The organism is Runella defluvii (assembly GCF_014195535.1).
Classification (GTDB): domain Bacteria; phylum Bacteroidota; class Bacteroidia; order Cytophagales; family Spirosomataceae; genus Runella; species Runella defluvii.
In genome coordinates this window covers 429867-453069 of the sequence record NZ_JACIBY010000004.1, presented here as the reverse complement: position 1 = coordinate 453069, position 23203 = coordinate 429867, and the positions used below count along the sequence as shown (strand labels likewise).

Here is a 23203-nt window from a genome sequence, read left to right as displayed (position 1 = left end):
GTCACATTTCTTCCATTTCCTTATGCTAAGAAAAACCTCTCCCGTCGTCACTTTGGTGGGTCTCTGTATTTCTTTCATTTCATCAGCTCAAGGTACAACAACCGCAGGCCAAGACAGTTCTGGTATCAATCCAGTAATTTCGTCGGTTCCCTTCGCTGCTTTTACCCCTGATGCTCGTAGCGCCGCGTTGGGAGATGCAGGTGCGGCACTTAGTCCAGATGCAAATGCTATGTACTGGGGTGCGGCTAAATTGGCTCAAGCAACCAAAAACTACGGAGTCTCTTTTTCATATACGCCATGGCTTCGCAACGTAACTGAAGATATGTATTTTGCGTATCTGTCTGGCTTCAAAAAAATTGGCAAAAATCAGGCTGTGGGTGTCAGCCTTATGTATTTTGACCATGGCATGTTTCAAGCGCGTAACAGCTTTGGCACCTTGCTTGGCAATTATTATTCCAACGAATTTTTTGCTTCGGTAGCTTACTCACGCAAGCTTACTGATAAGTTTTCGATGGGGTTGAACCTTAAATATATCAACTCCAACCTCGGAGGAGGAGTTCAGGTAATGGGTAACTCTGCCCTCAAGCCTGGTACAACTGCTGCGGGTGACTTGAGCGCCTTTTACCAAACTGAAAATATCGACGAAGGTACTGGTGCTGGCTGGGGATATTCGTTTGGCTTGATGCTTCAGAACATTGGGGGTAAAGTAAACTATGGCGGTACTGACAGTGGCTTTATTCCTACCACATTTAAGTTTGGTGGAGCAGCAACTCGCCACATCGACCCATACAACAAGGTTACGTTTACGATGGATTTGAACAAGTTGATGATTCCAACGCCTCCAATTCGTGATGCGTCGGGTAAAATCACGAGTGGCAAAGACCCCAACCGTAGTAGTATTGCCGCTATGTTCAGCTCGTTTTCGGATGCTCCAGGTGGTGCAAGCGAAGAACTTCGTGAGTTCATGATTTCGGCAGGAGCTGAGTACTGGTACAATGAAGTTTTTGCCGTACGGGCGGGTTATTTCAATGAAGCTAGAACCAAAGGAAATCGCAAGTATTTCACTGTTGGTTTTGGCGCACGTATTCAACAACGCTATGGTATCGACTTCGCTTACTTGATGCCACAAACACAAGGTAGCCCATTGGCCAATACCTTCCGCGTGTCGCTCATCGTAGATATGTTTAAAAAAGCCGCCGACATGGTGATTGATAACAACGAAAGCGAGAATTAATCGTCCTCGTTTTCCAAAAAGAAGCCGCTTGCGAGATTTCGTAAGCGGCTTCTTTTTTTCAGGCTATGAGCAACCTTCGGCATAGAATTCGGGTTGTGAGCAACCCTCAGCACGGTTGCTCACAACCCGCTCTCGACGAAAACTTCTGTCCTGATGTAATGCTCCGAATGACTTATTGCCCAGCGTTTACACGCTTCTTTTTTACCGTAAAAACCTGAGTACCACCCCTCTTCCTGCAAAATGACCAATGGATTTCCCTGTTTATCAAAAGCCGTCAACTCAACGCTGTTTTCAGCTACCTCCGACGGATGCCAAATTTGATACATGGGTAGGTCGGCAGGTGCATTTTCTAGCCAATCTTCGATTACCCAAACCAACTCCCCTTGTTTTTTCTGAACTTTTCTACGGTGGATAATGCCTTTCCCAACCTGCGCAAAAGCTTCTATTTGTCCCTCAAAAATCCATGTTTCATCTCGTTGTTCCCATGAAGCTGCGGCTTTTTTCACCCAGTTATACCATACAAAGCGAGGGCCTTTTAGCATTTGGTCGTAGGTTCCGAGCATCACGGTATTATGCGAAGCCGTTCCAGCAAAATAACGCACCCATTTTTCGTCGGTATTGTACAAGTACGAGCCTGCATCACGCAATAGATTTTGACCGTTGACCCACATATCTAAATGCAGGTTATCTGCCTGAAAAGGGCGGTCTTTGTACGCTCCACATCGAATAAACGTCACACTCTCATCCACATCGCGTACGACGTAGTAACCTCCTTTTTCAAAGGAAAAAGTACCTGTAAACGGTTTTTGAGTGGGTGGTAAAATCGTAGTTGTTCCAAACCAAAAGCAGTCTTCCGTCATTTGAGATGGAACGCCCAATGCTGCTTCCAACGCCGACAATTGCGGGCGGTAGTCGCGGTAGTGCGCCGCATTGAGAGGAAAAAACAACGCGCCATCGTTGTTGCCATAATTAGGCAACCAACCCGTTTGGGTATCTTGGCACGCTCGTAGAAACTGCAACGACGCTTTGGCACGGTGGTACACCCGTTCTGAAAAAAATTCGCCATTGAGTTCACTCAAACGAATTGCCCACGTAAGCAACTGAATCACAACGCGATGGTAATTCATCGAAAACTGTAGGAATGTACCGTCTTCGTAGATTTGGTAAGCTATTTCATCTTCAAACCATTTTTTTCCACGTTGTTTCCAACGCGGTGCCTCGGGAAAAAACGGGTACAAAAGCCCCACAAGGTACAAAGCCAACGTTTCGGTAATGGCGTGGTTATTACGTACGGCAATGCGTGAAAAATGGATATTCTCTTCTACGTGCCGCATTTGCCAGTACAACACGTGCATTATTTTCTCAAAACGAGCTTCCGTCAGCGCCGATGAATTTTTATAATAATGTAATGCAAAAGTCCAGTTCAACACCCGCAACGAAATCTCTTGGCTACAACGCCAGTTAGGGCCGCAGTTGATTGGATTAGCATCTATCCAGTTTTCTATTTCTTGAAAAACCGTTTCAGCATTGTTTTCTCCCAAATGAAAATCACCGCGAATCAACGGATACAAAAACGCAAATCGTGATTTTTCCCAAACGTATTTAATATCTCCCGCTATGGGCGACAAATCAGGAATGTCTGTCCAGTGCTTGTTGGCGTCGTAGCGGTAGCCGTTAGAAGGGTTCGTGAGCCAATCAGTCACTTCGTAATACGTGGCACTAAACATCAAAAGGCGACCTTGTCGGTATTCGTTAAGTTGATCAACCAATTTCTGTCGTTCCTCCTCCGAAAGCTTCATGCCCTCCGCTAAGCTTTCTTTCGCCTCAAAAAGAAACCGCACGTGCAATTTTTTCCACGCAGCTAATGATGAATAGGCTTCCGACGGGGGCTGCGTAGGAAAAGCAGCTTTGAGTAAGCCCGTTCGGCGGCGGACTTCGTACCACAGGCGAAAGGCCACGTATCGCGGCCCCATGTTGGTTACTATATTGAGTACTTTTTTCATAAAAATTCCTCAAAAGAAAAAGCCGTGATTGGATGTCACGGCTTCTACGTTTTTTCTAAAGTCGCTTACTTAGCTTCTTCTTCGGCTGCTTCGGCGGCTGGTTGTTCTTCGGCTGCTTGCTCAAACACTTGAGGTAATTGAACCAAAAGAATGTTGTACCAAGAAATAATTTTACGAACATCCGACAAATACACGCGCTCAGTGTCATACCCTGGCAATACCGACGTCATAAAATCCACCAATTGGTAATCTGACATGGCTTTAGCGTCAAGGGTTTCGCCTTGGTATTTGCTGTGAATATTTTCAAAAACAGTAGCAAGGGGCGTCGCTTGGTCTGTATCTGCCATAAAGATGGAAATATCTTTCAACACAGAAACGCGTGCCGAAGCTCCAATCATTGATTTTTCACGCTTTGCGTCCAAACTTTCTACGATTACTCCTCCGCGTCCTGGTTTTAGGATGCGATACAAGCCCGACTTACCCGAGAAGTTGGCAATCTCTTTCAACAATTCCATATCTTACAAATGATTTTTGCGTAGTTATTTTTCAGAATTAGGGCACAAAAGTAATGCTTTTTCTTGAAAAACACGAAAGTCGTCGGCTGCTTGAAAACAACTAACGACTTTTTCTTTTGGAAACCAAACTTCACTAAAAATGGCTGTATGAGACGGTTATTTTCGTGTTTTTGTTTCGGTTACTCCGTTGGTAGTCACGGTGTAAGTACGGTCGCAGGCACCATCTCCATAATCTACTATTGATTTTGGTTTATCTGGGCGCACAATTTCGATGGTTCCCGCCACAGGGAAGCCCCCACTGGTGGATTTACATGCTACTTTTACGATAATTGATTTTGTAATCGTTGAAGAAAATGTTTTGCCATCGCTGCCAGTGGCAGTCGTAAATCCTGTAATCACAATTTCGTCATCACTTACATTCAAAGGCGTGCCTTTGGTGTCTGTTTTTCTGGTTTTAGTGCTGTTAAATAAGATTGTTTTACCGTTTTCGGTCGTGATTGATGTTTCAGTAAAACTCTCTTTGGTTACTAATTTGCCATTTTCTACCACCAAATTCACCGAATGTTTTCCCGTAATCGTTCTTGGGCCACGTTGAAAGTTTTCGTAAGTAATGGTTTGTGTCAACAAGCCCGAAGTATTGGCGGCAGGTCGAAGAGGCATCTGAATGGTCATTTTTCCACCTACCTTTCTTCCATCACATTCTTTAGAAGCTCCATAATCTACAACGACCGTTATGACCCCATTGGCTTGGGTTCGAGTAATCGTCGCGCAGTTATCTTTTTTAAGCGGGCGCATTCCTACACCAGTGCTATCAGCTCCCGTAGTGGCAGCCTCGCGTGCTCCCGAAAAACCACCAAACAAATCCTCGTTGTAGGTAAAAACTGCTTCAGTTTCATCCACAATTGCCTGATTATCTTCGGCGGTCACGTTGTCTATATCAGGATTAACTGATGTATTATCCTGATTACAAGCACCCATAGTAACGATAAGTAAACAGATAGTGGCAAGCTTTTGCCAATTCAAATTGGTTTTCATGGAACTTTTGTTTTGGGGTTTAACATTTGTTTTTTGACTGGTTGTGTTCACCTTTGTCAGGGTTCACAAACACTTAGAATTTTTATCATACCAAAGGTTTAATCGCCTCGTTAACAAAATTTAACAAAACATGCTTACGCCCGAAGAACTGAAACGTTACAGCCGACATTTGCTCATTCCTGACATCGGAATAGAAGGCCAACAAAAGCTAAAAGCGGCCCGCGTTTTGGTCATTGGGTGCGGTGGGCTAGGAAGCCCTATTTTGCTGTACTTGGCGGCGGCAGGCGTAGGTACAATTGGAATTGTGGACGGCGACCGAGTGGATGATAGCAACCTGCAGCGCCAAATTATGTACGGCAGCGAGTCGGTAGGAAAACCCAAAGTGGAAGAAACCCAAAGGCGGTTACAATCGCTCAATTCGTTTGTGCAGGTGAATCCGTACTTTGAAAATCTGACCTCTCAAAATGCACTTTCCATCATTGAGTCGTACGATTTTGTGGTGGATGGTTCTGATAATTTCCCTACGCGGTATCTGGTCAACGATGCCTGTTTGCTCCTCCACAAACCCTTGATTTACGGTGCTATTTACCGTTTTGAGGGACAAGTAGCCGTTTTTAATTACCAGAATGGCCCCAATTACCGCGATTTATTCCCGACTCCTCCCCCACCCGAACTCGCCCCCAACTGCGCCGAAGCAGGGGTTTTGGGCGTATTGCCTGGCATTATCGGCTGCCTCCAAGCCAACGAAGCCCTAAAACTAATCACGGGAATTGGAGACGTTCTTTCGGGGAAATTATTTATCATGGACGCCCTCACGATGATTAGTCGCACGATTCGGATTCCTAAACTTCCCGAACGACCAACTGTCACTCAACTGATTGATTACGAAGCTTTTTGTGGTATCACAAACGATATAGAAAGCGATATTTCGCCCGAAGAACTCCAGGAATTGATTAACAAAGGCATTGATTTTCAATTGATTGATGTCCGTGAACCCCACGAATATGAACTGGACAACCTCGGCGGTGAGCTTATGCCACTTTCCCGATTGGAAGAATTTGTGCCATTGATTCAGCGCAACAAGCGGGTCGTTGTGCATTGTCAAAGTGGCATGCGAAGCCAAAAAGCAATCGCCCAATTAAAAGACAAATTCGGCTTCTCGCAGCTTTCCAACCTAGTTGGAGGAATCGTGGCCTATCGAAAATTGTAATTGATTTTAATGTATTTGATTTCTGTAAGAAAATGACGACTCAACTTGTCCTTACACGCGATGGCTCGCATACCCTCCACAACGAAGCCTTGCATGTTTATTACCACTCTATCAACGGTGCGCTGCAAGAGTCTCTTCATATCTTTATCAATTTAGGACTTAAAGAAGCTATTCGCCAACGGCGCGAAACCAATTCAGAAGCTCCTATTTACCTTTTTGAAATGGGGTTTGGAACTGGGCTTAACGCTTCGCTTACGTGGCTCGAAGCCGAAAGAAACTTACTTCCCGTGCATTATGTAACGATTGACGCCTTTCCCATAGCACCCGAACAGGCTCTTCTGCTCAATTATGATGGCTTACTAAACACCCAGCAACTCTCTCAATTACACCATGCCCCTTGGGGCAAAACAACCGAGCTTTCACCTTATTTTCGGCTAGAAAAACACCATATTCCCCTCCAAGATTTTGAAACGTCACACCAATTTGACGTCATCTATTACGATGCGTTCGCACCCAGAGCGCAGCCCGAACTTTGGACAGAAGGGATTTTTCAAAAGTTGGCAGGGTTGCTCAAAGTTGGCGGAAATTTAACCACCTATTGCTCAAAAAGTTACGTCCAAAACAACCTAAAATCCGCTGGTTTAGTCATTGAAAAACACCCTGGCCCAAAATACAAACGTGAAGTGATTCGGGCTGTGAAATAGCTCAACACAAAACCTCCCGAAAGTTTTAGAACAAAAAAACTTCCCGAAAGCTTAAAGCTTTCGGGAAGTTGGTTCCTACTACGCTTTACCCGTCAGGATTCGATTCCAATACAACCACGGTAACACGTATTTTTTCAGCACCCACATACTCCATCTCGGTACTGTTTGGTCAAAAGGGAAGGTCATTTTGGGTGTGTTGCTGTAATCAAATTCCGCCAGCATCAGTTTGCCATATTGCGTCGGAATCGGACAGGCGCTGTAGCCATCGTATTGTTCTTTGAGGCTTTGCTGTTTGAGGTACGAAAGCAAATTGCTCACCACCACAGGAACTTGCTTACGAATCGCCGCGCCCGTTTTACTACAAGGTGCATTGGTACAGTCGCCACACGCAAAGATGTTGGGAAAGCGACTGTGCTGCATCGTATTTTTATTAATCTCTACGTAGCCAAACGGATTGTTGGGGTCGGCAAGTGGACTATTCTTGATAAAATCGGGGGCCGATTGTGGCGGTACGGTGTGACACAAATCAAACTTTATTTCCTTGCGAACCGTTTCGCCTTGCTCATTTTTTGTTTCATAATATAGCGTTTGATTTTCTCCGTCAACCTCCACCGTATTACTCAAAAAATGAGGTTTAATATTATTACGATTTACGATGCCCGTCAGGGTTGCGGCGTATTCTTTTACGGCAAAAATAGCCCCTACGCCCGAGATATAATGGACGTCGCATTTGTCCAAAATTCCTTTTTTACGCCAATAATCACAGGCTAAGTACATAATTTTGTGAGGAGCACCTCCACATTTGATGGGGCTAGAAGGGTTGGTAAAAACGGCCGTTCCTCCCTCAAAGTTTTTGATTAACTCCCAAGTATAGGGAGCCGCATCAAACGAGTAGTTACACGAAACGCTGTTCTTCCCGAGGGTGTCTTTTAACCCTTTTATTTTTCCCCAATCCACCTGAATCCCTGGCGCTACAATCAGGGTATCGTAGGTATATTTTGCCCCACTTCGGCAAGTAACCTGATTTTGTTCGGGTTGAAACGTTGCCACGGCGTCTTTGAGCCAGGTAGTTCCTTTGGGGATAAAATCGACTTCGTCTTTTTCGGTATCTTTAATATCAAATTCGCCCGCCCCTACAAGTGTCCACGCGGGTTGATAGTAATGTTTTTCGGAAGGTTCAATGATACCAATGTGCAGCGACGGGTTTTTGATTAACAACTGAGAAGCTGCGGATAATCCTGCATTGCCGCCACCAACGATAAGAGTTTGGAAGTGTGTAGTAGTCATGGGAAAAAGAGGAAGGTTGTTATTGAGCTCAAAAATCACCTTTTCCCATGCCTTACTTTGTAACAAATATCACACAAGCAAGAAATTTAATTCATTTTTCAAGAAAAAGAACTTCTCGAAAGTTTTATAACTTTCGAGAAGTTTGAGTATCGACTCTATTCGGGTTGTGAGCAACCCTCAACACGATATAGCAACCCTCAACACGATATAGCAACCCTCAACACGGTATGGCGAGCAACCCTCAGCACGACAAAAAACCTCTCGAAAGTTTTGAACTTTCGAGAGGTTGGTTAATTGATACTTTCTTCTGCTTTTTTTGATTTGTACTTCACAAAAATATTTATCCAAATGCGCCGCCCTATCCGAAAATACAGCGGCATCAACAAAATAAGCCCTGGAATCAAAAAGGCCAGGAGCCGCAGCTCATCTCCTCCAAGAAAAATAACATAGCCCAAAAATGACGTCACGATGGTCGCTACATAAAGCCCGTAGCTGGTGTACATAGCTCCAAAATAAAAACCTGGCTCCCGCTCAAAATCTTCGTCGCAGTGAGAGCAACGTTTGTGCATTTTGTCAAAATTTTTGAGGTCGTAAGCCGTTTTTGTAACAAAAAAGTCTCCTTCGTGGCAGCGTGGGCACTTGTTGAAGAGAATACTGTATAGTTTGGTTCCTTTTAGCATGTCAATGTCAGCACGTTTACACGTTTAGTTTGGCAATCTGTCTTTTAAAAGCCCGTATGTCCAAGTTCCTGCAATCGCACTGAGGAGCGTTACAATCACTGCCACATAACCACTTCCAATTTGGGCAAACAAAGGCCCTGGACAAGCCCCTGTGATTCCCCAGCCTAAGCCAAAGAGTAAGCCGCCGTAGATTTGTCCCCGCATAAATTTCTTCGGGTGAAACTGCACCGTTTCGCCAGCTAGGGTTTTGATGTTGAATTTTTTAATCAGAAAAACCGAAATCATCCCCACTACTACCGCCGAGCCAATAACACCGTACATGTGAAAGCTATGAAGACGGAACATTTCTTGAATACGAAACCACGAAATGATTTCGGCTTTGACGAACACAATGCCAAACATCACCCCAACCACCAAATACTTGAGGTTGCCAAGGGTGCTTTCACGCTTCACCATGTCGTTGGGCGCATCGCATACTAAGTGTTCTGGAAAAGATACCGTATTTGTATTTGTTTGATTCGTTGCCATGAGATTCGTTGATTGAAGGTTAGAAAAGTTTGAAAATGAAAGGAAGAAGTACTTGTACCATCACAAAGCCGCCAATCATGAAACAACAAGTCGCAATCAACGACGGGAGTTGCAGGGTTGAAAGCCCCATAATCGCGTGCCCTGACGTACAGCCACCTGCCCAACGCGTACCAAAACCTACCAAAAAACCACCAAAAACAAAGAAAATGAAGCCTTTGAGCGACAAAATATTTTCAAGAGCAAACAAATCCGCAGGCATCAAGCCTTTAAAATCCTGAATTCCAAGCTCTCTGAGGGCAGCTATTGTCTTTTCAGAAATCACAAAATCATCAGGATTTTCGAGAAATTGAGTTGCTAAAAAGCCCCCAACCAATACTCCCACTACGAAGAACAAATTCCAGATTTCTTTTTTCCAATCGTATTTGAAAAAGGAAATGTTAGCAGGAAAACACGCCGCACAGATGTGGCGCAACGACGACGAAATCCCGAATGATTTATTGCCAATGAGCAACAATGTTGGCACTGTCAGGCCAATCAATGGCCCTGCTACGTACCACGGCCACGGTTTTTTGATGAGTTCGATTAATTCCATAAGTCAGAGAATGAGTTACGTATGTGCAAAAATGATGATTAGTAATGATAATTGAGGATAAAATTAAAATGAGACATGTTTACTTTATTGAACACGTAGCGGTCGTTTTCGTACGTTGCTCCGATGTTATCTTTCCGAACAACCAAAAGTTGGGCATCTAGTCCTTCAAAAAAGCCTTTAAATTGGTAACTCATGCCTGCATTTAGCTGCGTATAAGCTGGCATTCCGTACTTATTTAAAAACACATTTTTTACATCAGAAAGTTTATAGTAGCCCCAACTTACTTCCCATTTCAGCTGAGTTCGAGGTTTATAAAACGCATTGACCGAAAACGCATTGACGTCACCCATCCCTTCGTTTCGTTCGCGTGGCATAAATGTATAGAACGGTTCTCTTCCCCATTCTCGCGGCATCAAATAGCGTCCTTCGGCTGTAATGCGCGTCGCGTTTATGTTGACATCGTATTTGGGAGAACGATACCCCACCCTACCCGAAAAAACCGCCGAACGGCTATCGGGTGCCATATAGGCTTTGGTTACGTCATGATTTCCTCCGTTTCCGACCGATTGCTGGCGAACGGCTTGAAAGCCTGCCACCCAAGCGTGTTTATTTTTAAATTTTGACTTCCAATCAACTTGCACAAAAGCAGTGTTGAAGACATTTTCGACGTAAGTATCCCACGCCTGAACCGTCACGGGGCCAATGGTTTGGGTGATTCCACCAATCAGTACCCCCTTTGACTCTACGTTATTGGCATAGGTAGAAGGTTTTCCATCCAACCCCACTCCAACGGGGTAGATTCCCATACTTTCTCCCACCCTAAACCATTCAACGGTCGAACGGGGCGAAATTCGGAACACGTATTCTAGTTGAATTTTGGTGTTTTTCCATTCATTAAGCTCTACAACTGCCGCTTCTGTCAGTGTTGGGCGCATTCGTCCGTCTTGAGGATTGATAAAAGGCGTTTTGGGTACTTGACGGCCAACGGTAACTTTTGATTTTTTCCCAAAATGATAGCGAAGGTATAGTTCTTCCAAACGGTCTAAATCTTCGTGGTCGTTGGGGCGGCGAATATCAAACAATCCCACTTCGTAGCGGTTGATTTGCCCCGTTTTAGCATCAGGTTTTGATAAATCAGAAGACATCAAGTTGAACATAAAAAAACCGCTTAGTCCTACTTGAAAACGGTTTAAAATACGCGGCGTTTCGTAGCCAATACCCGCTCCCACCCCCCAAGCGTAGAAATTGCTCAAGCCACTTGCGTTGTCAGTTCCCATCCAATACGAACGGGCATGTCCGTGAAAATGACCTTTGGCAAAAAAATGACTCAGGTCTTGGATAGAGTCGGCGGGGGTTGCTTTGTGTTTATACTGCTGGTCGCTGTGTACCTGCGCCACTGCACTACTAACACTCCACCAAATACCCATCAACGGAAGTAAAAACGGCACTTTCATACAATTTGCGAGAATTTTATACAAAAGTACCGCCGCCCAAGCCCCTAGTCCGTGACAATTGTTACACTCCTACAAAAATTGATAATCGACCCCATGAACCTGCGATAAGAGTGTTTGGGGAGCATCCAAGACCTTCGCTGCTTGTCGCATCTTAGGACTCACGGGCGAAAACTCTTTTAAATATTCTTTCATCACACTATGAAGGGTATAAGAGGTATTCGAAGCTTCTTTCACGCCTTTCATGCGGCAAAGCATATCCGCAGGGTCTCCATCGCGCTCACAGGCGGCAATCGTATAGGTTTTTTCTAATTCAAGTGGTTTGTCGCCAATCATGACTTTTTTCACCCGTTGCCCCACGCGTTCAAAGGCTTTAAACTCTACTTCCATGCCTTTGAAACGCACCACCCAGCCACCAAAACGCTTGGTAGCATCTTGGGCAAATACATTTTGAAGTTCTTTTTCGAGCCAATCGACCAGCTGCTGCCCCGTGGCTTTCCCCACGCGCACGGTCGCATCGACGGGCAACATATCAAAAAGATAGCCTTCCGTAATGGCCACTTTCCCCGAAGCATCGGGCACGCACGGTGGACAAAACCGAAAGCCATTAGAAAGCACCACTTCGGTATTAACTTTCCATTTGAGCGCATCCACGATGAGGGTATCAATCGTATTTTCGACCACCATGTTTCGGTACAACGGCTCGGTACTGTAGCCAATCACTTGATTGATTTGGGCATGATACGGCTTTTCGATTTCCTCTACCAATTTTTTAATCTCGGGTTTGGCAGGGTATTTTTTGGGGTTTACTTCAATGAGTTCGTACTTTTCCCCCACAATTTTCCCATCGGTGACTTGCAAATCAAGACGCCCCACAAATGACCCAAATGCCCCAGGTTCTACGACTTTAGCGTACTCACACTGGATTGGTTTTCTAACCCGCTCGTGGGTATCGGCCCCAAAAACATAATCCACTCCTTTGGCATCGGGGTTGTTGGCCAATGCAATTTGCTGCGACAACCCAATGTGAGCCAGAACAATCACAAAATCGCACTGTTCTTGCTGCTTCAATACCTCTACCCAGTACTTGATGTTGTCTTCAGGTTTGGTATAAACAATGCCCTTGCTGTAATACGGCGACTGGCGGATAGGCACGAGGTGGTCGGTGTAGCCCAAAAAGCCAATTTTAACGCCCAGTTTATGAATAATATGATACGGCTGAAAAACCAGTTCTCCCTTTTTCCCCTCGCCTACATCGTGGTACATGTTGGCGCAAACTTTAGGCGCCATCAAGCCTCCCATCAGTTTTTGCATATTTTGTTTGTAATACACCACTTCCCAGTTGCCAGGCAAATACAAATCATAGCCAATGGCATTGAGCAAAGGCACAAATGCTTGTCCCGACGTTTTTACCGACAGCATACTTCCTTGAAACATATCTCCCGTATCCATCACGAAGGTATTGTCAGGGTTTTGTTTTCGGAGTTGGTCGATGGCCGTCGCTAAATGGGCGTAACCACCTGCTTTGCGAAAAGCAAGCTGGTTATTTTCCCAAAAAAGCTCATCGTGTGCATGAAGCTGACAATGCACATCGGTGGTCTGGAGCAACGTAATGGTTCCATTTTGGGTCAAAATTGGTTTCATTTCGCTCTTTTCCTCGGCCAATACCTCCGAGCTTTCTGTCACTAATCCAGCCAATAGGCTTGCTTGAATGAATTTTCTTCTTGAGTGCATAATTATTGAACACGGATTGAATGGATTAGACACCGATTAATGGGATTTCTTGGTATTTTTTGTTTGCTATTAATCGCCTACACTCCTAAAACCCCGCTTTGATATACGCCCAGCCATCCTCTTGTTTTAGGACTAACTCAGCAATACCAACGGGCACAAAAACAGCCTCAGGCAAAATCTCCGATTTGTCGATTTTACGTTGTTTCAAGGTATTTTCACAGACTGCGAACGTCACGCCTCGGGCTTTTAATGCCTCAATTTCTTTGGCAGTTTTGGCCTCATTTTTTTTCATAAATCCAATGCCATTATTATGAACGACCACTTCGATTTGGGCATTTTTCCAATAATCCAACACATTAGCCACTTGTTTGGCCAATGCTTTATGCGCCAACGTATCGCTGGTAGCTAAGTGAAATACGATTTTGTGAACTTTATCGGTTTGTTGGGCAAACCCTTGGTTAACAAAAGCAAAAACAACTAATAATAAGGCAATTAGGTTCTTTTTCATTGAGAACTATGTTAAGTGTTTACGATTTTTTCTTGTGTTTTTCCTTCCATTCTTTGATGGGTTTGAAGGGGCCGTATTTGTGTTGCTGTTCCGAAAATGGGTCAGCATAAGGACCAAAAGGATGGTCAAAAGGTTTGCCAGCGATGTTGGGCCAATCTTTGCTCAAATCTTTGCTAGGGCGCGGCATCGAATTGACAAAAGCCGCCACGTCCCACGACTCTTCGTCCGATAATTGAGGGCGTTCGTAGGTTGCGCCAAAAGGCATATTGTATTTTACATAGCCCGCCAAATTGGAAAGGCGAAACAAACCTGCGCCGTTGTTGTAGCTGCGCTCGCCCCACAGCGGCGGGTAAGTGTAGGTACGCCCGCCTTCGGCCATCACCCCCTCACCATTAGCTTGGTGGCAGCTTTGGCATTTTTGTTCATAAACAACTCTTCCTTTATCGGGGTCGGCGGCACGTTTCATTAGTTTGAGTTTGTAAATACCCGAACCACGCGGGGTATATTTTTTAGGGACATCGCCTCCAATCCATTTGATATAGGCCAAAATTGCCTGCATTTCGCGGCTAGTCGAATCGAGGGCTTTTCCGTTAAGGCTACGTTCAAAGCAATCGTTTACTCGTTTTATTTGGTTTTCTACCGTCCCTGAGCGTTCACGGAATTTGGGATAATTGGCTTGTACCGCAAAGTAATTATTGCCCCAAGGCTGAGTACCCGCGTTGAGGTGGCAGTTTTGGCAATTCATTCCGTTGGAGTTTGCTTTTACTTTTCCTTTAGGCCCAAGGTATTCGGCGGTGTGCGCAATCAACTCACGGCCGTAGTCGATTTTGAGACGCTGCTCGGGTGCGAGTTTTGCCAAACGCCAATCGGCAGGCTGTGTCCAAAGCGCGTGGAAGTTGGTATCATAAGGAACAACGGCGGTGGTATCTGCCGTTGCGGAGGAGGCCGTATAATTTTTTAGCCAATCTGACGCGCCCAAAATGTACGAGCCAATAAGACCTACCGCATACAAAGCGACAGCGATAATTAGCACGGTAAGAACGCGCACAACGTTAAGTAATTTCATACGGGCGAATGAGGTTGTAATCGAGGACGCTAAATTCTATATAATTTTTTCATTGAAATGTAACATTTGTCACAGTCAACAAAAAAAGGTGGCCTCTGCTAGAGAGACCACCTTCTAAAATAGTGATTTGCTTGTTATTTATTAGTAGCTATCGTTTTGTTTAAGATAACCTACTAGGTTCGACGCTCCGTCGATGGCCGTTTGAGGAATCGGGAAAATACGTTTTTTCGGATCATTGTTGGTCTTCTCAGTCCAAGTTCCTTCGTATTTACCGAAACGAATCATGTCCGTACGGCGTTGGGCTTCCCAATAAAACTCAAACCCACGTTCACGGAAAAGCAAGTCGAGGGTCATGCTGGTCAAAGCTGGTGCAGGCGTACCTACTGCTTTGCGCGCAGCGCGTACCGTATTCACATCTGCCAAAGCCCCAGCGGCATCGTTGCTCTTGCGAAGTTTGGCTTCAGCACGCATCAAATACGCATCTGCCAAGCGAAAAATCACGAGGTCAGCATCGCCGAGGTTACGACCAGATGATGATTTTTTGCTAAATTCATACTTCAACACGCGATAACCTGTGTTGTAATCGCTACCCACCACGGTAAAGTTTACTTGTTCCGTAAAGTTCACGGCCAAGGTTGGGCGGTTACGCGTTACGTTGAAAAGTTTTCCTACTTTATAGTTGTTTCCACAACGTACAAAAGCACCATTGACACGGATTAAACCGTACTGCGTTCCGCGCAAAATTCCACGGTTCATTTCAAACTTATCAGCTGCAATACACGAGTCAGCAGGCATCGTCCAGTTTTGTTTAAAGAAACGAGGGTCAATACCCGCAGGATCTTTTCCGTCGTTTGCTTGAACCCACGATTGATAAAAATCTGGAGTGATGGCAGGGCCGTCGGTTCCGTTTGCCGCAGGAAAAGCAGGCAACGGGAACTGGTCACCCGACAACGAGAAATACGCCATACGGTTGTGGCCGTTGAGTTCAGCACGTTGTTCTCCAACAAAAATCAACTCTTTGTTACTATTGTTATCGGAGTTAAACATTGAGAAATAATCGGCCGACAAACTATACTGACCTGAGTTGATGATTTTATCGGTGTATTCCACCACTTTGTCCATGTCCTCAGGTTTAAACTGGAAGCTGTTAGCATAGCGATCACGATAGACGGCGGCGTTGAGGTGCAAACGTGCCAACAACCCCCATACAGCCCCTTTGGTAAGGCGACCAGGCCCAACGGTTGTCAACAAACTCGGTTCAACGGCCAAAAATTCGGCTTTCAAGTACTCAACCGCTTGCTCTCCGCGCAAAATCACCGAAAGGCCATTAGGATCTTCTTTTGAGAAAACCAATCCAAACAAATCCAACAACAACAAATTGTAGTAAGCACGCATCCCACGGGCTTCGGCGATGTAGGTCTTGGCGTTGGTGTCGTTGATATTTGGCAACGCACTCATGGCCGTCACCGCGCGCGAAATCCCCTGCGTAAGTAGCAACCAAGTGTTTCTTATGTTGGGGTCGGTGCTGGTATATGTGTGTTGGTGCATGGCCAAATAAATTCCATTATCACCCCAGTCGGTACCACCTCGGTAAGGTAAAATGGCCTCGTCCGAAGAAATTTCTTGGATGGCGAAGTAGTTGGTATGCAAGAAAATATTGGGCAATTGTGCGTACACAGGGGCAAGGCTACCGTCGGCCGCTTGCTTGTCGGTCAAGCCCGATGCCGATGATTCATCCAGTACTTTTTCAACCAAATCAGTACAACTGTTGAGGGTTAAAAGCGCACAAGAAATGAAGGATATGATGAGTATTTTTTTCATGTTCTTAGAAAGTTAAATTCAGGCTAAAAATAAACGAACGGGCTTTTGGATAGCTCAAATAGTCAATACCAAACGACGAAATACCATTCACCGTACGATCGGTATTTACTTCTGGATCGTAGCCATTGTATTTCGTAATGAGCCACAAGTTCTGACCAGTAATTGAGAATCTCGCCGCCGAAATCCAGTTGTTGATTCCGATTTTCTTGGTGTCGAGGTTATAGCCCAACGTCAGGTTGTTAAGACGGAAAAACGAACCATCTTTCAAGAATCGCGTCGAAACTGGCGCGGCGTTGTTGATAGATTCGTTGGGTTCGCCTGCCGATTCTGCAATACCGTTCAAGTTTTTAACCAAACGTGCTTTGTAAAAATACGCGTTTGCCGTGTTGTCGTAGATTTTATTCCCTGACACCCCGTTAAAGTTCGCGCCTAAATCAAAGCCTTTGTAAGCGATACTGGCGTTGATGTTAAACTGACGCGTTGGCAGTGCGCTACCTGCTGCGATACGGTCTTTGTCGGTACCACCTGTACCATCACCGTCGATATCAGCGTATTTGCTCACGCCTTTATCATCAATTCCGATGTACTGACGCAAGTAGAACGTACCAATCGGCTGTCCATTTACATAACCGTTCACGGTAGCAGATGTCAACCCTGGCCCTGTTGCCGAGCCTGAAGTAATCACGGTATAAGGAGAGTTGTTTACTACGTTTTTGATAAAGGTAATGTTACCACCAATGTCGAAACGCAGACCACTTTGGGCAATGTGGCGATAGTTCATATCTAGCTCAACTCCTTGGTTGGTGATGGTCATGTCAGGAACGTTTGTCCAGTAAGTCGAAGCAGGCTGAATAGGGTCAGCAGGGATAACTTCCAACAAAATTTTGCTCGATACCTTACGGAAATAGTCAACTGAACCCGTCAATGCACCTTTGAACAAACCAAAATCAAGCCCTAAGTCCATTTGAGAAGATAATTCCCACTGAATGTCTGGATTGGCTAGGCGAACGAAAGTTGTTCCTGCGGGATAGCTTGTCGAGGCATCCAACGGATAACTTGTTGTAGCCGAAGCACTTGAAGTAAAGAGCGCTTGAGTAATTTTCGACGGAATCTCTTGGTTACCCGTTTGTCCCCAACCTGCACGAAGTTTCAAATCGGTGAAAGGCCCTGACTGCATAAACGACTCTTCTGACAAGCGCCATCCTGCTGAGAACGACGGGAATATCCCGTATTTGTTATTGGCTCCAAATTTACTTGACCCATCGGCACGCACGGTCGCAGTAAATAAGTAGCGGTCTTTGAAGGTATAATTCAAACGAGAGAAAAACGACTGCAACTCATTGATGACCGCAAAACCACCTGGGCGGTTGGTCGCCAACGTCAATTCTTGACCTAAGCTTGGGTTATTGGCTGGTTCAATCGGAGAAACTGCAAATTTGTTAATGCTCCAGTTGCGTCCCGCCAACGAAAATTTCTGGTAAGAGTGACCCGCCAAAGCATTGATGCTGTGGTCGCCGAAGCTTTCAGTAAATGTAAAATAGTTCTCGACCAACACGTTGCGGTTGTCCAAGTAAGTTGCTTCCAAACGACCATCTTGCTGCGGCACTGTGCTTGGGAACACCTGTACGTCACGCGTAGAGCTTGAGTTGTCCACCCCAAGGTTCAGTTTGTACGTCAAATTTTTCAAGATTTTGAACGAAGGTGAAATGCTTCCTACGATACGGTTGATGGTCGTAATGTCTTTGTTCAAATCAAGTGCCAACACAGGGTTGGTGAATGCCTGATAACGTGCCAATTGACCGTTAGCATCCCGTACAGGATAGGTTGGATTGGCCGAAAGCGCCGAACCAAGTACCCCTTCCACTGGCGGACGGTTGTTGATGGTCTGGCTTGCGGTCAAGTTCATGTCCACCACCAAGCGTCCGTCCATCATTTTCTGTGAAGCATTAAAACGGCCTGTATAACGCTTGAGTGAGCTGTTTTTCATCACCCCTTCTTGGTTTTGAGCTCCCACAGAGCCATAGTAAGTGAGTTTGTCCGTACCTCCACCAAACGACAAGTTGTGGTCTTGGGTAATGGCCTGACGCGTAATTTCTTTTTGCCAATCAGTGTTTGCCTTGAGGTCATCGAGCGTACCACCCACAGCCACTACTTGCTTGCGGAATTCATCGGCAGTAAACAAAGGCAAAGCTCTTGCGACGTTGGAAACACCGATGTTTGACGAAACCGAAATGTTGGCGGTTCCTGATTTTCCTTTTTTGGTAGTAATCAACACCACCCCGTTGGCACCACGCGCACCATAGATGGCCGTTGCTGACGCATCTTTCAATACGTCAATGGCTTCGATGTCTTGCGGGTTAAGGAAGTTCATGGGATTGGTGGCTCCACCCGTGCTTGAGTTGTCGAGCGGGATACCATCCAATACAAACAACGGCGTACTTCCCGTACGAACCCCACCAGGCCCACGGATGGTAATCGACTGACGACCACCTGGTTCTCCACTTGCCGAAGTAACGTTTACCCCTGCCACACGGCCTTGGAGAAGTTGCTCAGGAGAGTTGACAATACCACGGTTGAAGTCAGTGCTTTTGAGGGTTTTGAGCGCCCCCGTTGCGTCTTTTTTGGTGGTAGTTCCGTACCCAATTACCACCACTTGCGAAAGTTCCGACGCCGACGATTTGAGGGCTACCTCTACGTTGGTGCGGCTTCCTACGACAATTTCTTGTTTTTCATAGCCAATAAATCCAATGACAAGCACTGCTTTCTCGTCCGAGACCACAATGCTAAAATTTCCGTTTGCGTCGGTATTGGTTCCTTTTTGAGTACCTTTTACCACCACGTTACATCCCACAAGCGGCTCTTTGGTGTCCGCATCCGTCACACGGCCTTTGACAGTAATGTCTGCCACGGAGCGCGGTGCTGCTACGGGCATGTTGGCCTGCACATGAGTAGAAAAAAGCCCCATACATCCTAACATAAGGATGCTGAATAGAAGCTTAAAAGGAGGAGAATCGAAAAAGTGTTGCATAAAAAAAAGGGTTGTTTGAAGTGTTGAATAAGATAATAATAAAAACTTCGCCCATTTGAGGCCGCAAAAGTGGGTAATATTGCCCACTGAGACTACCCTTGAGATGTTATGAAATCTTTAAATTATGGTTTATGGATGACAACTGGCTCAATGTCAACCCATGCCAACACGGGCATGGCGAAGTGCGTTCAAAGTAGGTATTCACAGGGTCGTCTTTGGTTAAATCAGGCACAATGATATAATAATATTTTTTATACGAAAAGCAACATCGCCCTATCGCAAGATGCAAACGTTTGCAATTTTTATTCTTTGGCAAATTGGCATATCCCTCAAAACACAAAACCCCAGTACTACTGCCTATGCGGCTAGTAATACTGGGGAAAAACTAATTGTTCCCTAAAACCTTACTTTCTAGCTATTTTTATCACCAATGCTCGGATAAAAAGCAGCCAAGGCGTTCCATGCAATACAAAATCAAACCAGTCTATTGCTTTCATTCCCACAGCCCCTCCCAGAATCCAACGAATCTTGCCCACAATGTGGGGCTCAGGAAGAAACGGCGCTAGTCCCAAGGTTAGACTTGCCATAAGCCAAAGCTGCCAATTATCGAGCGTTTTTTTCATCCTATTTTTTTACGACTTCTTCAACGTACTTGGACACACATAGTCGGTCAACGTAAAGCGACCCGATTTTGAAATCGCAGCGAAACCGCCAGCAATGTCAATAAGGTTGTCGTACCCGCGCGACTTCAGAATAGACGAGGCAATCATCGAACGATACCCACCCGCACAGTGAATGTACATGGTTTGATCTTTTGGAAATTCCGCCATTAACTCACTGATGTAGTCCAAGGGTAAGCTTTTAGCACCGTCAATGTGCTCCGCCGAAAACTCGCTTGGGCGACGAACATCAATGACCATCACTTTTTCCTCCGCCATTTTGTCCGCAAGTTCATCGGGCGTAATCGACGTTATCGTGTCCACTTCTTGTCCAGCTGCCCCCCACGTTTCGATACCTCCTTCAAGATAACCAATCACGTTATCGTAGCCAACGCGCGCCAAACGCAAAATGGCTTCTTCTTCTTGGCCTATTTCGGTCACTAGCAAAATTTCTTGCTTCACGTCAGGTACCAATGCACCTACCCACGGAGCAAAATCACCTTTAAGACCAATATTGATAGAATTTGGAATAAACCCTTTGTTGAACACTTGGGCACCGCGTGTGTCGAGAATCACCGCGCCCGTTTCGTTGGCGGCAGCTTCAAACGCCGCGGCGCTCAATGCCTGCGCACCACGCTCCATCACGACATCGATACTTTCGTACCCTTCTTTGTTCATCTTCACGTTTTGAGGGAAGTATTGAGGTGGTTTTGCCAAACCGTTGGTTACTTCTTCAATAAACTCCTCTTTCGTCATATTTGCCCGAAGTGCGTAATTGAACTTCTTCTGGTTTCCTAGCAAGTCGGTTGTTTCCTTACTCATGTTTTTACCACAAGCTGAGCCTGCACCGTGCGCGGGATAAACCACGACGTCGTCGGGTAAGGTCATTACTTTGTTGCGAAGTGACTCGTACAAATGACCTGCTAAGTCATTAATGGTCAAATCTGATTTTTGTGCCAAGTCAGGACGACCTACATCTCCAATGAAAAGGGTATCTCCGCTGAACAACGCTTTTTCTTGACCGTTTTCATCTATCAACAAATAACACGTTGACTCCATGGTGTGGCCTGGCGTATGCAACACTTTAAACTTCACTTTTCCTAGTGGAAACTCTTCGCCATCGGTAGCAATGTGTGCTTCAAAACCTGTTTTGGCATTGGGGCCATAGACGATTGGCGCTCCCGTTTTTTGAGACAAGTCCAAGTGGCCAGACACAAAATCGGCGTGAAAGTGCGTTTCAAAAACGTATTTAATGGTTGCACCGTCTTTGGCTGCACGCTCAATGTACGGCGTCACTTCACGAAGTGGGTCAATCACGGCTACTTCGCCTTCACTTTCAATGTAATAAGCTCCTTGGGCTAAACAACCCGTATAAATTTGTTCGATTTTCATGCGCTTTTGAGAATGTTATTGTTTGTGATGTAAAATTCCAACTTTTATTCGTCTTGTACCGTGACATTGGTCACACAAGTCTTTTTTTTAACTGAACATGAGTTCTTTAGCAATGATATACACACCCATTACCAATACAAACCAACCAAAGGACTTTTTAAGTTTCTCGCCAGGAATGTATTTTGACATGTAGGTCCCGACAAAGATACCCACCACCGACAAAGCGGTAAATTCGAGCAAAAACGGCCAATCCACTTGCATGTTGGACATATCTCCAACAAAACCAATAAGTGATTTTGCCGCAATGATGAGCAACGACGTCCCCACGGCCATTTTCATCGGTAAGCGTGCCAATAACACCAAAGCAGGGATAATTAAGAAACCACCACCCGCTCCGACAATTCCCGTCAAAATCCCTACCACACCGCCTTCAAGGGCAATCAAGGGGTAATTGAATTTCAACTCCTCTGAATCATTTCCTTTGGCTTCTTTTTTATCTTTAATCATAGAATAAGAAGCAGCCAACATCACAAGCGCAAAAAAGACCATGATGGCGACATTTTTGGTAAATTCAAAGCCGCCTACCGTAAACAATGAGCTTGGAATCGAAGGCACCAAATACTTCCGCGTAAGATAGACCGCAACAAACGACGGAATCGCAAAAACAATCGCCGCTTGGTAGTTAACCAACTCCTTACGCATGTAGGTAAACGAACCAACCAACGACGTAGAACCCACAATAAAAAGCGAATAGGCCGTTGAGGTAACTGGGTTAAGATGAAGAAGATACACTAAAACAGGCAGGGTAAGAATACTACCACCGCCACCAATGAGGCCAAGGCTAACGCCAATCAAAATAGAGGCTCCAAAACCGAAAATTTCTAACGTGCTCATACGCTTGCAGAAGGATTGAATGATGCTGCAAAAGTAGAGCTACGCTTACGGGCAGTAAGTGATAATTATCACAGAGCCTCTTTTTTTTACATTAATTCAATTTTATTTCGTGAGAGCTTGACGCGACCGAGTTTTTCGAGTTGTTTGAGCAAACGTGAAATTACTTCGCGCGATGTGGCCAATTCGCCCGCAATTTCTTCGTGCGTTACCGTAAATACGCTGCATCCGCATTGTTTTGATTTGCGTTGCAACAAGCTCAAAAGACGTTCATCAAGTTTTCGGAAGGCAATTTGGTCGATGGCACCCAACAAATCGTCGAATCGTTTTTGGTAAGTGGCAAACACAAATTGTTTCCACGAAGAGTATTTCGACACCCATTCTTCGACTTTTTCGACGGGAACAGAAATTAGTTTTGTTTTTTCTTCCGCTACGGCGGTGATTTCACTTTTACGGCGGTTCAGGCAGCACGTCAATGACATAGCACACGAATCCATCCCTCCTAAATAATATAGTAATGCCTCTCGACCGTCGGTATCGGAGCGCAAGATTTTGATAGAGCCGCTCAAAATAATGGGTACACTACGAATATAAGCCCCTGGGCGCATCAGTACGTGCCCTTCTTCAATTTCCATGTAGGTGCCTACTTGCCCTAATTCTTTGAGCAAGTTTAGCTCAAACAAACCGTTAAAACGGGAGTGAAGAAATTCTATGTCTAGTTGCATGAAGTTTGCGATTGGGGTGTTTTTTATCAATAACGCCGTTCGCAAAATAATTAACTTTTTTTGATTTGAGTTCCAAAAATAGCCCTGTTGAGGCTGATTTTCTTTCTCAACTACTCATGCGGTCTGACTGAGACGGGGTC

At 45.2% G+C, this 23203-nt stretch carries 20 protein-coding genes; 3 read left to right on the top strand and 17 right to left on the bottom strand.

Features of this window, described 5'->3' with window-relative positions; all coding sequences use genetic code 11:
• Positions 1-22: 22 nt before the first annotated feature.
• Positions 23-1234, top strand: a complete 1212-nt coding sequence (gene porV, locus FHS57_RS11880; RefSeq protein WP_183973834.1) for a type IX secretion system outer membrane channel protein PorV — start codon at positions 23-25, stop codon at positions 1232-1234.
• Between the two features lie 119 nt (positions 1235-1353).
• On the opposite strand, the gene FHS57_RS11875 is transcribed toward porV, so the two are convergent.
• The 3 genes from FHS57_RS11875 to FHS57_RS11865 all read right to left on the bottom strand — a co-directional run bounded on the left by FHS57_RS11875 (position 1354) and on the right by FHS57_RS11865 (position 4787).
• Positions 1354-3237 (bottom strand): heparinase II/III family protein, encoded by a 1884-nt coding sequence (locus tag FHS57_RS11875; protein ID WP_183973832.1) that lies wholly within the window; start codon positions 3235-3237, stop codon positions 1354-1356.
• 65 nt (positions 3238-3302) lie between these two features.
• Positions 3303-3752: a DUF5606 family protein gene (locus FHS57_RS11870; RefSeq protein WP_183973830.1), complete on the bottom strand. Its 450-nt coding sequence runs from the start codon at positions 3750-3752 to the stop codon at positions 3303-3305.
• Positions 3753-3908: 156 nt separating this feature from the next.
• Positions 3909-4787 (bottom strand): hypothetical protein, encoded by an 879-nt coding sequence (locus FHS57_RS11865; RefSeq protein WP_183973828.1) that lies wholly within the window; start codon positions 4785-4787, stop codon positions 3909-3911.
• A 130-nt stretch (positions 4788-4917) separates the two neighbouring features.
• Between FHS57_RS11865 and moeB the strand changes: the two genes are divergently transcribed.
• Both moeB and mnmC2 read left to right on the top strand, forming a co-directional pair.
• Positions 4918-5997 carry a molybdopterin-synthase adenylyltransferase MoeB gene (gene moeB / locus FHS57_RS11860; protein WP_183973826.1) on the top strand — a complete coding sequence of 360 codons (1080 nt, stop codon included), beginning with the start codon at positions 4918-4920 and terminating at the stop codon, positions 5995-5997.
• Between the two features lie 32 nt (positions 5998-6029).
• Entirely contained in the window at positions 6030-6701 is a 672-nt protein-coding gene (mnmC2, locus tag FHS57_RS11855) for a tRNA (5-methylaminomethyl-2-thiouridine)(34)-methyltransferase MnmC2 (RefSeq protein WP_183973824.1), read from the top strand.
• A 78-nt stretch (positions 6702-6779) separates the two neighbouring features.
• Here mnmC2 and FHS57_RS11850 read toward each other — a convergent pair whose 3' ends face one another.
• The 14 genes from FHS57_RS11850 to FHS57_RS11785 all read right to left on the bottom strand — a co-directional run bounded on the left by FHS57_RS11850 (position 6780) and on the right by FHS57_RS11785 (position 23063).
• Entirely contained in the window at positions 6780-7988 is a 1209-nt protein-coding gene (locus tag FHS57_RS11850) for an NAD(P)/FAD-dependent oxidoreductase (protein WP_183973822.1), read from the bottom strand.
• A gap of 290 nt (positions 7989-8278) precedes the next feature.
• The gene (locus FHS57_RS11845) at positions 8279-8668 is read right to left on the bottom strand and encodes a DUF983 domain-containing protein (RefSeq protein ID WP_183973820.1); all 390 of its coding nucleotides are present in this window, start codon (positions 8666-8668) and stop codon (positions 8279-8281) included.
• 24 nt (positions 8669-8692) lie between these two features.
• Positions 8693-9196: a DUF6691 family protein gene (locus tag FHS57_RS11840; RefSeq protein WP_183973818.1), complete on the bottom strand. Its 504-nt coding sequence runs from the start codon at positions 9194-9196 to the stop codon at positions 8693-8695.
• Positions 9197-9215: 19 nt separating this feature from the next.
• Complete coding sequence (locus FHS57_RS11835) at positions 9216-9788, bottom strand: YeeE/YedE family protein (protein ID WP_183973816.1); 573 nt, start codon at positions 9786-9788, stop codon at positions 9216-9218.
• A gap of 38 nt (positions 9789-9826) precedes the next feature.
• Positions 9827-11242: an OprD family outer membrane porin gene (locus tag FHS57_RS11830; RefSeq protein ID WP_229601322.1), complete on the bottom strand. Its 1416-nt coding sequence runs from the start codon at positions 11240-11242 to the stop codon at positions 9827-9829.
• A 69-nt stretch (positions 11243-11311) separates the two neighbouring features.
• A complete protein-coding gene (locus FHS57_RS11825; protein ID WP_183973814.1) occupies positions 11312-12973 on the bottom strand; it encodes a bifunctional metallophosphatase/5'-nucleotidase in 1662 nt (553 codons plus the stop codon).
• 85 nt (positions 12974-13058) lie between these two features.
• On the bottom strand, positions 13059-13481 hold the full coding sequence (locus tag FHS57_RS11820) for a DsrE family protein (protein WP_183973812.1): 423 nt from the start codon (positions 13479-13481) through the stop codon (positions 13059-13061).
• 19 nt (positions 13482-13500) lie between these two features.
• The gene (locus FHS57_RS11815) at positions 13501-14547 is read right to left on the bottom strand and encodes a c-type cytochrome (RefSeq protein ID WP_183973810.1); all 1047 of its coding nucleotides are present in this window, start codon (positions 14545-14547) and stop codon (positions 13501-13503) included.
• 141 nt (positions 14548-14688) lie between these two features.
• Entirely contained in the window at positions 14689-16368 is a 1680-nt protein-coding gene (locus tag FHS57_RS11810; protein ID WP_183973808.1) for a RagB/SusD family nutrient uptake outer membrane protein, read from the bottom strand.
• A gap of 4 nt (positions 16369-16372) precedes the next feature.
• Complete coding sequence (locus tag FHS57_RS11805) at positions 16373-19333, bottom strand: SusC/RagA family TonB-linked outer membrane protein (protein ID WP_229601334.1); 2961 nt, start codon at positions 19331-19333, stop codon at positions 16373-16375.
• A 467-nt stretch (positions 19334-19800) separates the two neighbouring features.
• Positions 19801-20019 (bottom strand): hypothetical protein, encoded by a 219-nt coding sequence (locus tag FHS57_RS11800; RefSeq protein ID WP_183973804.1) that lies wholly within the window; start codon positions 20017-20019, stop codon positions 19801-19803.
• Positions 20020-20028: 9 nt separating this feature from the next.
• A complete protein-coding gene (locus FHS57_RS11795) occupies positions 20029-21447 on the bottom strand; it encodes an MBL fold metallo-hydrolase (RefSeq protein WP_183973802.1) in 1419 nt (472 codons plus the stop codon).
• A gap of 87 nt (positions 21448-21534) precedes the next feature.
• Positions 21535-22341, bottom strand: coding sequence for a sulfite exporter TauE/SafE family protein (locus FHS57_RS11790; RefSeq protein ID WP_183973800.1), 807 nt, complete (start codon positions 22339-22341; stop codon positions 21535-21537).
• 86 nt (positions 22342-22427) lie between these two features.
• Entirely contained in the window at positions 22428-23063 is a 636-nt protein-coding gene (locus FHS57_RS11785) for a Crp/Fnr family transcriptional regulator (protein WP_183973798.1), read from the bottom strand.
• Positions 23064-23203: the final 140 nt, after the last annotated feature.